The sequence below is a fragment of the Novosphingobium sp. BAM6 genome (genome assembly GCF_057784955.1).
Map to the genome: position 1 here is coordinate 205020 of NZ_JBYNTR010000003.1, position 12910 is coordinate 217929.

A 12910-nucleotide genomic window follows, 5' to 3' on the forward strand; every position below is an offset into this window, starting at 1 on the left:
ATGGGCGCAGACGAAGAGGTCATTGTTGAGATCCTGGCCCGCACCGATCGGCTGGAGCGTGACTTGCGCGGCGCCCGCCGGGAGTTCGACACCGAGACGGATCGCATGCGCCGCGCCAGCGACGAGATGCGCCGCCGCATGGAGGCGAACAACGGCGCGATAGGCGACACGTTCAAAAAGCTCTCCGGGGCGCTGGGAGCGTATTTCTCTGGCCAGCAGGTGGTTGCCCTCACTGAGAGCTATACGCGCTTCCAGAACAGCCTCCGCGTGGCCGGTGTGGCGTCTGCGGACCTTGGCGAGGTGCAGGACCGCCTATTCGCATCGGCGCAGAAGTATGGGGTCGAGATCGGCACGCTGGGAAGCCTCTACGGCTCGCTGACGAACGCCTCCAAGGAACTTGGCGTCTCGCAGGAACAGATATTCCAGCTTACCGATACGGTGTCCGCCTCCCTCAAGGTATCGGGCCAGTCTGCGCAGGAGGCCAGCGGCGCGCTCCTCCAGCTAAGCCAGGCGCTTCGGGGGGGCAAAATTCAGGCGGAGGAATTCAATTCCCTCCTTGATGGGGCTTTCCCTCTACTGGAAGCCGCTGCGGCCGGGTCCGATCGATTCGGCGGCAAGGTTGGCACCCTCACGAAGCTGGTGAAAGACGGCAAGGTCACCAGCCGCGAGTTCTTCGACGCGATCCTTGCTGGCTCCGAAGGCGTCATGAAACGGGCGGAAATGTCCACGCTCTCGCTCTCCGGGGCGATGACGCAGTTGACGAACGCCCTCACGGTCTACGTGGGCGAGGCCGCGACCTCCAGCGGCGCTCAGGCAGCGGTCGCGGCGGCAATCGAGAAGATCGCCAATAACCTCGACACCCTCATTCCCGCGCTGGCGGTTGTGGCAGGCGCCATGGGTGTGAAGTACGTGCTCAGCGCCGCCGCTGCCACTGCTGCGTCCGTTCGCGCTGATGCGGCGCTCCTCGGGCTCACCACGCGCGCCCAGGCGGCTGGCTATGCCTTTGCCTCCCTTGCCAGCGCAATCGCCATCAACGGGGCTATCCTCGCCGTCACGGCGGCGCTGGGGGCCATGGCGTCCGAGGTGGCAACTACCGATGCGCTCATCCGCAATGCGAACACGCAGTATGACGAGATGCGCAAGCGGCTGGAGGCAGCGCAGGCGGGCGCGGCTCAGGCTGGTGACGGCACGCGCGGCGTAGGCGACAGCGCAGCCAATGCAGAACCGAAGGTGCGCAGCTTCGCGGGCGCCGTGGGCAACCTTGCCGACCAGCTGTATCGCCAGGCCAAGGCCGCCAAGGAAGCGCGCCTGCAGTCGCTGGAAACCAAGCTGCAGGATTCGCGCAATGCCGAGCTCGAACTGGCGAAGCGTACCCCAGCGGGCCTCAACAACACACGCTCCGACTTTGTGCCGGGTGACCACGCGAACAACTGGAACGCGCTTACGCGCGAGCTAACCGGCCGCCTTGGCAATTTCTTCACTGGCGGGCGTAGCGGTCGCGAAGCTGTTGCCGCCTACCAACGTCAGTACGTGGTCAGCACCGATCTGGAAAAGCAGATCGCACGCGAGCGCGCCAAGCCACTTGAGGACTATGCGCAGACCGGAGGCGCACCCGCAGCGCCAGCCGCCAGCGGGAGCGGCAAGGGCCGGAAGGGCAAGGCCGGAAAGACTGCCGAGCAGATCCAGGACGAACAGAACCGGATCGCGCAGCAGATCACCAGTGCGCAACTGGGTTACTTGCAGGAACTGGCGCAGACCACTCAGAACGCCAGCGATCGGGCCGCGCTTGAACAGCAGGTGATCGAGGCGACGCGCGCAGCCAATGAGCAGGACATTCAGGCCGACCGCAACCTGAACGACGCTCAGCGCGCCCGGCTGCTGGAGATCAATAACCAGGTGGCGCAGCTGCGCGCAGAGCAAGCGCAGGCGCAGGAGATTGCGCGCGTACGGCAGGAGCGGCTGGAGATCACCAACGCCGCTCTGCGCGACGAGGACCGCCTGTTGCAGTTGCAGAGCCAGCTTGCCGACACGGCGGGCGAACGCCGCGAGATCGAGCTACGCCGTCTCGACATTGCCTATCGGCTGGAAGCGGCCTCGATTGCCGAGGAACTGGCGCAGGCCGAGCTTGCGAAGGACACCGACCGCATCGCCGCCGCCCGCAAGCGGCTGGCAGACATGGAGGAGCGTCGCAGCGTCGAAACGGCGGGCGTCAACCGGGCGAACGAAAGCCCCGGCCAGCGCTACCTCCGCCAGATCAACAAGACCGGCGCGCAGATCGACGAGGACTTGGAGGCGGTCAGCGCCAACGGACTGGAATCACTCAACGATGGCCTGACCGACGCGATCACCGGCGCAAAGTCGCTGGGTGAGGCATTCGGGAACGTCGCGGACCAGATCATTTCCGACCTGCTGCGCATCGCTATCCAGCAGGCCGTCATCAAGCCCCTCGCTAATAGCCTGTTCGGGGGCGGGGGTGGCGCTGGTGCAATCATGGGGCCGCTACCCGGCTCCGAAACAGAAACTGGGACCGTCTTGGGTTCCTTCCGCCCTTGGGGAGCAGATGTATGAGTTCAGTTATCGCCATCCAGCAGACCGACGCTGTTCACCTAATCACCGATGGGGCCAGTTACGATCACGATGGGGTGATTATGGGGTTCGGGTCCAAGGTGGTGCACTTGGAGCCGTCGAATTGCGCCTTCGCCGTGCGGGGCGCGGGCTATGCATCCCCCCTCATGGAACCCGCTTTGCGCCTGTACGACAGCTTCGACGCCGTGGCCGAGGGCTTGCCCATGATTATGCGCCTCGCAGTCACAGGGTACGATGATGCGCTCTCGGATGCGGGCCGCGAAGTGGACCCCTTCGATCGGCATTTCGAGATCACGCTTGCCGGGTGGTCCGATCGCATGGGGCAAATGGTGGCGCTGGCGGCTTCGACCTGGGCTGTGCGCGACCCGTTGGACCCCTGCGGCCAATCCCATATGCACGGGTACGTGCCTTATACGCCGTGGCTTCCGCCGCAGGGCTACTCCCAGCCCCCGTTAGACTGGTCGGGCGTGCTGGGGCGCACCTTTGCCCTCCAAGAGGATATTGACGCTCTAGACCCCGTTCTGGACGGCCTTACGCTTTACGAGGCGCAGAGAAACACGGGGGGAACCTATTGCGGGCGCGCTGCCTACCTCATCGGCGGCTTTGCCGAGTTGACCACCGTGCGGCGAGACGGGGTAGAGCGCCGAATCCTGCGGGAGTACCCGGACGCAGTGGGGGAGAGGATCGCGCCGGAGGGCGGTGCGCCGATCGAGCGACTGCAGGCCGTCATGGATGCCCACCAGGCGCTTACCGAGGCGAACGACGCACTTGCAGCCGCGCGCATCGAGGCGACCCAGCAGGCCAGCCGCTCAGCGTCCCTATCGATCGCGGCTTGATGAGCGCTATCCGATTTGCGGCCTTCATGCTGCTGACGATCTGGGCTTGCATGGCCATCGCCGCCAAGGCCATCGGTATGCCTCAGTGGCGCGCGGTCGCGGTCGAAGGAGTTGCCGGCACGGCCATTGTGGCGACGCTACTGGCTTGTGGGGTGATGTAGGCCAGGCGCCCTGTGTTGGGCACAGACCGTCAGCGTGAATGCTGCTTGATCGTGTCTTGAATGGCCACGCTGGCGGCGCACACCGTCCCAGATAAGAACATGAAGCCGCCCGCCAAGAGGCTTGGGATCACCGCAGAGGGGCTATCAGTCAATGCGGCATTGATCGCAAAAAGCGTTCCGAAACCGATCAAGCCCGCACCGATGTATCGCATGTAGCCAACCCCTTGAGCGATGCCGTTCCCGGTATATTCCAGTGCCAGTCGCAGAACGTATAGCATAGCGGCTGGCAGGACCGAGGGGCAAGCCTTGTGGCCGCATATGGTCAAGGGCGAACGCTACCGGACACGCGCTTAGGCCTCCCTTTGGCGAGGGAGGCTTGCGCTTTTGTTTTTGCGGAGGCATTGTGCCCGATGGGTGTAGAAGCCCGGACTAGTGAAGCAGGTCGTGGACCGATTGGCGTCGGAACCGCATCTGCCAGAACAGCTTGGTGGCTGTTCGTCTGAGCGTGGATTGGCGTCCACCGCTCACCGACTTCTTATGTCGGGAGTGGGGCGCACATACAATACCCTTTCGGGGGGAAAACGCCTCACCTGTCTCACTAGCAGGCTTCTACCCTCCCGGCACCAGGTCCGTCACCTGGGACCACGGCTGTAGAAGGCCGTTTAGTGAAAGACACCACCATGCAGCACTCCGCTTTGCATCGGGGCCGACGCGCGCTTTGCGCAGGCCTACTCGCGGCACCTGTCGCAATCGCATTCATCACCAGCGCTCGCTTAGCCTCCAGTGGCTCCAGCTCCCTTTTTGAGGCGGCTTTCTCCACATACCGCACCGCGCGCACCGAGTTCATGCGCGACGATCTGCCGGAAAAGGCCTCGATTGCCGCCCTCCACGCCTCCGATGACGCTTTCCGGCGGATGCTTGAAGCCCCGTCCCGGAATGTGGCCGACCTCGCCGCCAAGTTGGAGGCCTACCTTGTCGAGTATGATGGCTCGACGTGGGCCGAAGATCGGCTGGCGATGATCGCCGCAGATGCTCGCCGCCTTGCATATCGGGGAGCCTGACATGGACCGCACACGCATGAGCCGCCGCGCGATCCTCGCGGCCACCCCCATCCTCGCTCTGCCCGCCCTGCCTGCCTTGGGCACGCCTAATCCCGATGCGGCGCTTTTCGCGGCTTGGGAGCGTCGCTGCGGCGCGTATCGCGTGCTGGAGGTCGTGGCAGGCACGAATGTCTATCCAGAGCCTATGGACCGTCGCGAGGCGGCAGCATGGGATATTGTTGATGAGGCAGAAAAGGTCATCCAGCACGCCACCGCGCGCACCCCTGAGGGCGTTGCGATCCAGATATGGACCGCGCTGCACCATGAGATGAACGACGGCTTCCACGACGCGAAGATCGCCGGTCGGGATGTTGCCGCACTGCGCGCCGACAGGGGGTTGGACTGGACGCCCAAGCTCATGGTCGCCGCGCTGGCATCCCTCGCACAGATGGGGGCGCGTCATGGCTGAGGTCGCAAAGAGCATCGTGGAGGCTCGGAGCCTCATCCTCGAGCTACAGGCACGCCTCACGCGCATCGTGGAGATGGCGCGGCTGGTGCAGGACGAAGCGGAGAACCTTCCCCCCGACAGCGAGCCCCGGCGGTTGCGCGTGTGCGCTGAGGTCGTCCAGGAGGCGGCTGAGATGGCTAGCGAGGAGGTGGAGCGGGTAGACCTCGCTTTTCGCACCATCGGCGCCACCCTCCTTTGGGAGGCGGCCCATGCTTGACCTGTCCCACCTTCGCCGCGCCCTCAAGGCGATCGAGCCTTGGTATGATCTGCGCGACTGCGATGTTTCGCGGCTGGATGCGCAGTGCCGCCACTTCACCGACGAGGCCGTGGGCTACGTTCGTCGCTTGGAGGTCCAGTGGCTGGGTATCCACTTCGCCATCGAGTTGGGCCGCACCCCGCCGCCCGTGTCGTCCGAGGAATCGGCGGAGCGCCGTGCTCGCTATGCCGCTCTGACCAAGGGAGGCGCGGCCGATGCTTGAGCTCAAAATCCAGACCAGCCGCAGACGCTATGTCGCCCCGGGCGATCTTGTCCGCGTCCTCGGGGCCGAGCGCGCGCTTACCGAGCTGGGCGATATGGTCGAGGCGCTGATTGCGCAGATCGACATACTCGCAGGCGATCCCGACATGGAGGAAACCGCCGCAGAGGACAGCTTTGCGCCGCCTATCTATGCCGTGCGCTTCGCCGAAGGGCCAGGGTGTGCCGTATCCGATAGTGGGGAGTACGCCGGGGATGAAACGGACGCCTCATGGAGCGAATGGAGCGGGCGCCCAAAGCGCAGCGCCAAGGCCTACCTCTACGAGCCTATCGGCCACCATCCCTCAGGGCGGGCCGCGCATGAGGATGAGGAAGATGACGACCCGAGCGGGCAGTGCGACGAGGACGGTATCAACACGTCTCATGAGGCGGCCTATGCGCATGCAGCGGGTTGCCCAATTAGCGACCCCGACCATGAAGGCGAAGGGCATGGGGGCACCGATGAAGGACCTCTTCCCGTGCTGTCGTGGGGTGAGGATCAAACCTCGCCCATCGTGCCGGACCTAGACGCCGATCGCAGGATCATGCGGGAACATCGCGACCGCATCCGGGCGAAGTCCTACATGGACGTGCCCTCGCAGTTGCGGGGTGATCCGCCAGCCTATGCGAGGGCTGCTGCGGGGATTGTCGGCAACCTTAGGCCGGTATTGGCACCGCGCTTGCGGCTGGTGTCCAGCAATGATTGACCGGCTCGACGATCGCATAGACGCCCTGGCCAGCCGCGTGGCCGCGCTGGAGCGACGGCAGGCCGTGGAGGCGGTGAAGGCCGAGAACTTCCGCACGTCCGTCTACTCGCTCTGCGCTGTCGCCGCTGCGGCGCTGCTGGTGTTCGGGGTTGCCCTGAACATGGCAGCATGAACCGGGAGGGCGCCATGGCGACTGCAAAGACCGCGCTCCGGCGGCGCCCTAAGCCCCGCCGCTATGCGCACCGGCCACGACATCATTGGGCGGCTGGAAACCTTTCCCGCATGAGACGAACCCTGCGCTGGGCCATCGATCGGGACGAATGATCGTGACAGCCCTGTGATCCATGGGGCATGAGCGAGGCGACGGGATAGGCAGGCCAGCCGACAAGCGCGACACTCCGACGCGCTTCCCGTCGCACCTTTTCGGAGCCGCACCGGAGGCGGATATGGAAGACGAAGTTGAGAAGGCGCGCCGGGAAAAGGCTGCGCGAGAGGAGGCCGAGCGGGCGGAGGAGAAGCGCCAGTTTGAAGCGGACATGCGCGCCACGCGACCGCATCGCATAGCGCAGACTCTTGGGGGCGATCCCTCATTCAGCTTAGCGAACACATACGCCGACTTGATCGGCCTTTTGCGGTCTGGAGATCCGATAGACCAGCAGTTCCGCGACGCGATGGCAGACGCCTTGGAGCGAGGACAGGTGGGCGCAAAGGGAGTCCGCTTACGGATCGAGGCGGACGGATCGTTCTTCAAGATGGTGGGCACCTTTGAAGGCCGCGAGAAGCTGCTAAACGCCGGCCGCCATATCGCACGGGAGCGGAACAAAGGGCGCAGCGCTGGGGAGGTCCGCCAAGACTTGCCCGTGATGTTCGGTATCGCTGACGCCGAAGATTATGAGAAGCGCGCGAAACGGATCTACAAGCAATTCCAGACTTGGCTTGAGCAGCATTACACCGACGATGAAGTGTTCGGCCATCGCCCAACAAATGATGTTCATAGTTACGAGCGCGCCCCAGCCGCGAATGACAGCGACACGGAGGACGCAGAGGCAGCCGCGCATAATGAGGACGATTATTTCGCCGAGGCGCGGTCCCTGTTCCTCCAGGCCAGTTCCCCAGATTGGGCCGCTGCTGCCGTCGCTGCGCCGTTGCCTAGCGAGATTGCAGCCGAGATGGAGCGGCTGGGATATGCATCCCACGAATTTGAGCGGTACGTGGCAGACCATGGCGGCAAGGCCTTCCCCGATCTGGACGACTAGGGGGAAGTCCTAGAGTTAATCCCCGGGGAACAGCTAGAGAACAACCCCGGGGAAGTCCTAGACACTGGCCCTCTTACGGGCGCGCCGCGTCTGACTAACACCAAGGCAGTCTTATCTGCCTTGAGGTGTTTTAATGTCTCTCAACGAACAGGCTGCCCAGCCCGTCAAGCTGGCCTATTCCTTCAAGGAAGCGGCTTTCGCGACCAGCATCAGCAAGCCCACGCTATACGCCATGGCGGCCAAGGGGAACCTGCGGTCCGTCACCATCGGCGGCCGGAAGGTCATTCCCGCCGACGCCCTCCACGCCCTCATCAACGGTGAAGCCGCATGAGCGCCGGGGAAGCATCGCCGCCCGAGCGCATGGCCTATTCCGTCGCGGACGCCTGCAAGGCGCTCTCGATCGGCAAAACCAGCGTCTACAACCTCATCAACGAGGGCAAGCTGCGCTCCCGCAAGGTGGGCGCCCGCACCCTCATCAGCGCTTCGTCCCTGCGCAGCTTCATTGAGGGGGAGGCGGCATGAGCACACGAAAAAGCCCCGCACAAGGCGAGGCTCTGAACGCTCCCGGCAAGGTTGTTCGGCCCCCCAATATCACCCCTATCGCCAACGGTCTACGGGCAGGTGCCGTGCGCGTCGCCAAGCCGTACCTCAAGCTGGAGCGCTGCGAGGTGAACGGTTGGTGGAAGGTTGTGCTGGTGCCTGCCGATCGTCGGGACACAAAACACCTTTCGTCCTGGCCCCACCGCGCTGAGGCCGCCCAGGCTGCGAAGGCCGAGGCGGAATATCGCGATTTGCCGATTCCTGCCTCTGTGGTGGGCGCCGCGACCTTGGGAGGCGCGCATGTCTGATCTGGTGACGCCCGAAGCGGCGGAGGTCCTTTCGATCATGGCGGACGAAACCCGCCTTCCTCCCGACTGGGATGTGTCAGGCTTCTGGCTCGCCCATGCACAGCAGCTTGCCCAGTTCATCGCAGACAATCGGGGGCGCTTCCCGCTGAGCGATGCCGCGATGCTGGTGGGCTTGGGCGGGATGCTGATCGAGATGGCGACGCGAGAGCGCGAAGCATCTGCCGAGGCCGGGGCGTTCCTGCGCGGCGAAGGGGGTGGCCATGCCTAAGGGCCGCCAACGCACCAGCCGCGCCGCCTATTCGGCAATCTCCCCCATGACCGGGCGCCTGCGCGTCATTGCCTACCAACTCATCCATGCGGCTGGCCCTCGGGGCATGACCGCGCTGGAGGTGGTGGACGCATCGCAAGAGGAGCGTTGGAGCATCCAGCCGCGCATCAGCGAACTGGTTGGTGACAAGGCCGTGGTCGATTCCGGGCGCACCCGAACAAACCCGAGTGGGCGGGAGGCAATCGTCTGGATAGTACCGCCCACCGGTGCCGAACCGAAAGGCGGTGCTCTGTGAGCGCGCAGATCGCCGCATATGGGCGGCTGGGGGGAGATCCGGTCGAGCGCCAGTCACAGGCGGGCAAGACCTGGGCAACCGCCTCCATAGCCGTGTCCCTGTCCGACGAGGAAGGCGCGCCCGCCCAGTGGTTCTCTCTGGTGGCATTCGGCAAGGCAGCCGAGACGCTGGCGCGCCAGAGCAAGGGTGACCTCATTTCGGTGTCTGGCCGCCTCCAGCTTAACCGCTGGACCGATCGCGAGGGCGTGGACCGGGAACAGTTGCAGATCGTCGGGGACAGCATCGTGTCGGCCCGCTCTGTCCGCCCCGGCGGGGGCCGTCGCCGCAACAGCGCGGATGGGACGCAATGATCGGCGCAGAGCAGCACCACAAAGGCCAGCGCTACCTTGTTGTGGACGCCTTTCAGCGGCCTCGCCGTGACGGCACGTTTGCGACGATCCTCATATGGCAGTCGCCTTGCGCGGATTGCGGGGAGCCGTTCACCTTCACCACACCAGTCGCCTCGAAGAAGTTTGAGCCGAACCGCCGCTGTCAGAAGCACAAGCGCCCCGGTCAGCGTGTACCGGTGCCAGCGCCATGCTGAGCCTTCATTCCATCGCTAAGGCACTGGGCGGGCAGGTTTCGGGCCGTGAGGTTCTGGCCCCGACGCCAGGTCACTCCCGGAACGATCGCGGCACCGCCGTTCGGCTGGCTCCCGGCGCCCCGGATGGCATTCTGGTGGCCTGCTACAACGGCGGACAGACGGAGGCCCTGATGGTCAAGGATGCGCTGCGAGCAGCTGGCGTCCTTCCGGCCTTTGATGGAACGCGGCGCGAATTGACCGACGCCGAGCGCGAGGAAATTCGTCGGGCGGAGATCAAGCGCGAGCGGGAGAAGGCGCAAGAGCAAGCCCATGGTGCCGAAAAAGCCCGCCGCTGCCTCGCTGGGGCTCATCCAGCCGATCCGAGGCACCCATACCTACAGCGCAAGCGTATCGCCCCTGAGCGCCTTTGGCAGGGCCGAGATGCTTATGGCGGCGATGGCGCCTTGCTTATCCCGATGCAGGACTTTGAGGGCACCATCTGGAACGTCCAGAGCATCGTCCCCGGCCGAGCCAAGGAAAAGCTCTATGCCAAGGGCGCGCGCACCAAGGGGCTGTTCTGGTTCGCGGGCAAGGCTGTCGATCGGCTGGTGATCGGTGAGGGCATGGCTACGGTTGCGGCAATCCGCCGCGCCACCGGCCTTCCTGTCATCGCCGCCATGACCGCCAGCAACCTCGCTGCCATCGCCTGCGCGGTTCACCAGCGCCGTCCCGACCTGTCCCTTACCATTGCCGCCGACGACGATCCGGCAGGCATCGACGCTGCGCGCCAGGCCGCATCCCAGACCGGCGCTCAATTTGTCCTCCCCGGAGCATCTACACAATGAACGCTGAACACGCCTATTCGGGCCGCGACTTTGCCGACATGCAGGACGGGGACATTATCCGCGCCTTCGCCGACCCACGCCCCGCCTCTGCAGGATGGGGCGCGCCGGACATGACCATTGCGAACGCCAGCCGCCGAAAGGCCGTAGTCATGCCTACAGCGCTGTTCGGTCCCGCGCTGCCCCTCCTACAGGCCATAGCTGCGGGCACGTCCACACCGCTGGACTATCCGGCGGCGGGTTATCTTTCGACCTGTGCGAGCCTGATAGGCGGCAAGCGCAGGGTGCGCCCATATGACACCTCGAATTGGGCAGAGCCGCCGATCCTGTGGATGGGCATCGTCGGAGATCCGTCCAGCCGCAAGTCTCCCTCGCTCGAGGCCATCGTGGACCCGCTCCGCGCGATCGAGCGGGACGGGGCAGAGGCGCACAAGGCCGATCTGCGCGAATGGCGAGAGGCCGACACCAAGGCCAAGACCCTGCGCGACGAATGGCAGCGCAGCATGACCAAGGCGGTGAAGGACGGGCACGCCAACCTCCCGAAGATGCCCGATGGCGCCATGGAGCCGGATGAGCCGCACCGGCGGCGCACGCTTGTCATGGATGCCACCCCCGAGGCCGTGGGCGCGATCTTGGCTGGCAACCATCAAGGCACACTCCACTATCGTGACGAACTGGCGGGCTGGCTCCAGTCTTTCGAGCGGTACAGCCCCGGCGGGCGGGAGTTCTGGCTGGAGGCCTATGGCGGCCGCTCATTCGTGATCGATCGCAAGGGGGCAAAGGCTCCTCTCACGGTACCGTTCAACGGGGTTTCTGTCTTGGGCGGTATCCAGCCCGCGAAGCTGGCGGATTGCCTGCTGGGCTCGCCGGATGACGGCCTTGTGGCGCGATTCCTTTGGGTATGGCCCGACAAGCTGCCTTTCACCCGCCCATCGCGCTGTGCGGACATAAGCTTGCTGGAGAACGCATACCGGCGGCTGGAAAGCCTGCAGTGGGGCCGGGATGCCGAAGGCCAGCCGGTCCATATCACGCTTCCCCTGTCGCGCGCCGCGTCCGACCTTTTCGAGGCTTGGCAGACGGATAATGCCGGGATCGATGACGAGGCTAGCGGGCTCCTCAAGTCGTTCGTGGGCAAAATGGACGGTGCGCTCTTGCGGCTGGCCCTTACCGCGGAACTTGCCGCATGGGCGCTCAAAGGCGGCCCGGAGCCTAAGGAGGTGTCCCTTTCCACGATCGAGGCGGCGGCCGAATGGATCGACGAGTACGCCAAGCCGATGGCCGAGCGGGTCTATGGTGACGCAGCACTTCCCGCGCCCGATCGTAACGCCGCTGTGCTGGCTCGCTACATCCTCAAGAATGGCCTGCAGCGGTTCAACAAGCGCGAATTGAAGCGCAGCCCCCACAAGTCCGCTCTGCCTTCCCTGCGCGATGCCAAGGCCATGGACGCCGCTCTGGAGGTGCTCGGTGATGCAGGGTGGATTCAGGGGGCTGGCGATCAGAACGGCCCCGGCAGGCCAAGCGGCGACTTCATCGTGCATCCGGCGGTGCATGGAGGTGCGCAGTGAGCTGGCGTGACGTAGCCCGACAGTTGAAGGCTCAGGAAGCCGCGCCCATAGAGAGCCAGGCGCGTTCCGACGAAATTCGTCGAAACAGCCCCGAACCTGTCCCCTCTACTCGCCCGCAACCGGTCATCACCGCGCGCGACTGGCCCCATCTGCTGGGCGACATGGACGCCTGCCAGCCGCTCGCAGGCTATGGCCGGGAGAGATGGGCGCAGGCACTTGCCGATGCCCGCTGGCTTGCTGCGAAGCATGGCATGGCCGCCAGTGCGCTGGGATGGACTGCCAGTGACCTATTCGGCTTTGACGGTCGGGACGGATGGGGCGGCCTTGCCGATCGGCTGGAAGGCGCCCGCAGGATCATCCTGAGCGATACCGTGGCCCGGTGGAAGAACGACGAGTGCGAAGGCTGGCTATGGCGGGCCTCCCTACCGGTACGCGCGCCGATCTGGGCCTATGGGGAGCGGGAGGTAGGCCGTGGGTGAAGTCGTCCCCCTATTCGATCCAGAGCCGTGGGTGCGCCGATGGTATGGCATGGGCGGGCATGTCCATTGGGACGGCATTCGCGCGCCAATCGCGATCTGGTTTCCCGCCCACCACCAGAGCTATCAGGAGCGCCAGCTTCGCCAGATGTTCGTCGACCTTGGACCTCATCACATGGCGGCGGTGCATGCCTGGGTGAAGCGCACCGGCCATCTGGAATTGCGCTATGGATTCCAGCCGCGTGCTTGCCGGTAAGCGCGTCCGTTTTTCGGACGCCCCCGGCTTGATGGCGGCTTGATGGGGCTTGACCCATGCTTGACGGGACATTGACAGATCGCCGGTGCCGTATCGGCTGAAAACCGCGCGCAGACACGCAGGAAACAGCCATTTTAGGGTGGTGCTCTGGACGGGCTTCGCAGGGAGGGCGTCAAGCAATCCATCAAGC

The 12910-nt window shown here is 64.9% G+C and carries 21 protein-coding genes; 20 read left to right on the forward strand and 1 reads right to left on the reverse strand.

The genetic code is table 11. The features are described 5' to 3' along the window. From AC3EC3_RS12730 to AC3EC3_RS12740, 3 genes are read left to right on the forward strand one after another with little or no spacing between them, the layout of a single operon-like run. Positions 1–2568, forward strand: a complete 2568-nt coding sequence (locus AC3EC3_RS12730; RefSeq protein WP_488489987.1) for a tape measure protein — start codon at positions 1–3, stop codon at positions 2566–2568. Next, positions 2565–3422, forward strand: coding sequence for a hypothetical protein (locus AC3EC3_RS12735; protein ID WP_488489988.1), 858 nt, complete (start codon positions 2565–2567; stop codon positions 3420–3422). The genes AC3EC3_RS12730 and AC3EC3_RS12735 overlap by 4 nt, the downstream gene beginning before the upstream one ends. Continuing rightward, positions 3422–3583, forward strand: coding sequence for a hypothetical protein (locus AC3EC3_RS12740; RefSeq protein WP_488489989.1), 162 nt, complete (start codon positions 3422–3424; stop codon positions 3581–3583). Before AC3EC3_RS12735 ends, AC3EC3_RS12740 begins: the two co-directional genes overlap by 1 nt. A 29-nt stretch (positions 3584–3612) precedes the next feature. Here AC3EC3_RS12740 and AC3EC3_RS12745 read toward each other — a convergent pair whose 3' ends face one another. After that, the gene (locus AC3EC3_RS12745; RefSeq protein WP_488489990.1) at positions 3613–3861 is read right to left on the reverse strand and encodes a hypothetical protein; all 249 of its coding nucleotides are present in this window, start codon (positions 3859–3861) and stop codon (positions 3613–3615) included. 567 nt (positions 3862–4428) lie between these two features. Between AC3EC3_RS12745 and AC3EC3_RS12750 the strand changes: the two genes are divergently transcribed. The 17 genes from AC3EC3_RS12750 to AC3EC3_RS12830 all read left to right on the forward strand — a co-directional run bounded on the left by AC3EC3_RS12750 (position 4429) and on the right by AC3EC3_RS12830 (position 12720). Beyond that, a complete protein-coding gene (locus AC3EC3_RS12750) occupies positions 4429–4644 on the forward strand; it encodes a hypothetical protein (RefSeq protein WP_488489991.1) in 216 nt (71 codons plus the stop codon). A gap of 1 nt (position 4645) precedes the next feature. Continuing rightward, complete coding sequence (locus AC3EC3_RS12755; protein WP_488489992.1) at positions 4646–5092, forward strand: hypothetical protein; 447 nt, start codon at positions 4646–4648, stop codon at positions 5090–5092. Next, positions 5085–5348: a hypothetical protein gene (locus AC3EC3_RS12760; protein WP_488489993.1), complete on the forward strand. Its 264-nt coding sequence runs from the start codon at positions 5085–5087 to the stop codon at positions 5346–5348. The genes AC3EC3_RS12755 and AC3EC3_RS12760 overlap by 8 nt, the downstream gene beginning before the upstream one ends. After that, positions 5341–5610, forward strand: a complete 270-nt coding sequence (locus AC3EC3_RS12765) for a hypothetical protein (protein WP_488489994.1) — start codon at positions 5341–5343, stop codon at positions 5608–5610. The genes AC3EC3_RS12760 and AC3EC3_RS12765 overlap by 8 nt, the downstream gene beginning before the upstream one ends. Continuing rightward, the gene (locus AC3EC3_RS12770) at positions 5603–6352 is read left to right on the forward strand and encodes a hypothetical protein (RefSeq protein WP_488489995.1); all 750 of its coding nucleotides are present in this window, start codon (positions 5603–5605) and stop codon (positions 6350–6352) included. The genes AC3EC3_RS12765 and AC3EC3_RS12770 overlap by 8 nt, the downstream gene beginning before the upstream one ends. Further along, entirely contained in the window at positions 6345–6524 is a 180-nt protein-coding gene (locus AC3EC3_RS12775; RefSeq protein ID WP_488489996.1) for a hypothetical protein, read from the forward strand. Before AC3EC3_RS12770 ends, AC3EC3_RS12775 begins: the two co-directional genes overlap by 8 nt. 274 nt (positions 6525–6798) lie before the next feature. Further along, positions 6799–7608, forward strand: a complete 810-nt coding sequence (locus tag AC3EC3_RS12780) for a hypothetical protein (RefSeq protein WP_488489997.1) — start codon at positions 6799–6801, stop codon at positions 7606–7608. A gap of 133 nt (positions 7609–7741) precedes the next feature. Next, positions 7742–7939, forward strand: coding sequence for a helix-turn-helix domain-containing protein (locus AC3EC3_RS12785; RefSeq protein WP_488489998.1), 198 nt, complete (start codon positions 7742–7744; stop codon positions 7937–7939). Then, complete coding sequence (locus AC3EC3_RS12790) at positions 7936–8130, forward strand: helix-turn-helix domain-containing protein (RefSeq protein WP_488489999.1); 195 nt, start codon at positions 7936–7938, stop codon at positions 8128–8130. The genes AC3EC3_RS12785 and AC3EC3_RS12790 overlap by 4 nt, the downstream gene beginning before the upstream one ends. Further along, entirely contained in the window at positions 8127–8456 is a 330-nt protein-coding gene (locus AC3EC3_RS12795) for a hypothetical protein (RefSeq protein ID WP_488490000.1), read from the forward strand. Before AC3EC3_RS12790 ends, AC3EC3_RS12795 begins: the two co-directional genes overlap by 4 nt. Then, positions 8449–8724 carry a hypothetical protein gene (locus AC3EC3_RS12800; protein WP_488490001.1) on the forward strand — a complete coding sequence of 92 codons (276 nt, stop codon included), beginning with the start codon at positions 8449–8451 and terminating at the stop codon, positions 8722–8724. Before AC3EC3_RS12795 ends, AC3EC3_RS12800 begins: the two co-directional genes overlap by 8 nt. Then, positions 8717–9019: a hypothetical protein gene (locus AC3EC3_RS12805; protein ID WP_488490002.1), complete on the forward strand. Its 303-nt coding sequence runs from the start codon at positions 8717–8719 to the stop codon at positions 9017–9019. The genes AC3EC3_RS12800 and AC3EC3_RS12805 overlap by 8 nt, the downstream gene beginning before the upstream one ends. Further along, positions 9016–9369 (forward strand): single-stranded DNA-binding protein, encoded by a 354-nt coding sequence (locus AC3EC3_RS12810; protein WP_488490003.1) that lies wholly within the window; start codon positions 9016–9018, stop codon positions 9367–9369. Before AC3EC3_RS12805 ends, AC3EC3_RS12810 begins: the two co-directional genes overlap by 4 nt. 226 nt (positions 9370–9595) lie before the next feature. Then, positions 9596–10426: a toprim domain-containing protein gene (locus AC3EC3_RS12815; RefSeq protein ID WP_488490004.1), complete on the forward strand. Its 831-nt coding sequence runs from the start codon at positions 9596–9598 to the stop codon at positions 10424–10426. Continuing rightward, positions 10423–11988 (forward strand): DUF3987 domain-containing protein, encoded by a 1566-nt coding sequence (locus tag AC3EC3_RS12820; protein WP_488490005.1) that lies wholly within the window; start codon positions 10423–10425, stop codon positions 11986–11988. Before AC3EC3_RS12815 ends, AC3EC3_RS12820 begins: the two co-directional genes overlap by 4 nt. Next, positions 11985–12467, forward strand: coding sequence for a hypothetical protein (locus AC3EC3_RS12825; protein WP_488490006.1), 483 nt, complete (start codon positions 11985–11987; stop codon positions 12465–12467). The genes AC3EC3_RS12820 and AC3EC3_RS12825 overlap by 4 nt, the downstream gene beginning before the upstream one ends. Continuing rightward, on the forward strand, positions 12460–12720 hold the full coding sequence (locus AC3EC3_RS12830; RefSeq protein WP_488490007.1) for a hypothetical protein: 261 nt from the start codon (positions 12460–12462) through the stop codon (positions 12718–12720). The genes AC3EC3_RS12825 and AC3EC3_RS12830 overlap by 8 nt, the downstream gene beginning before the upstream one ends. The last annotated feature ends 190 nt before the right edge of the window (positions 12721–12910 follow it).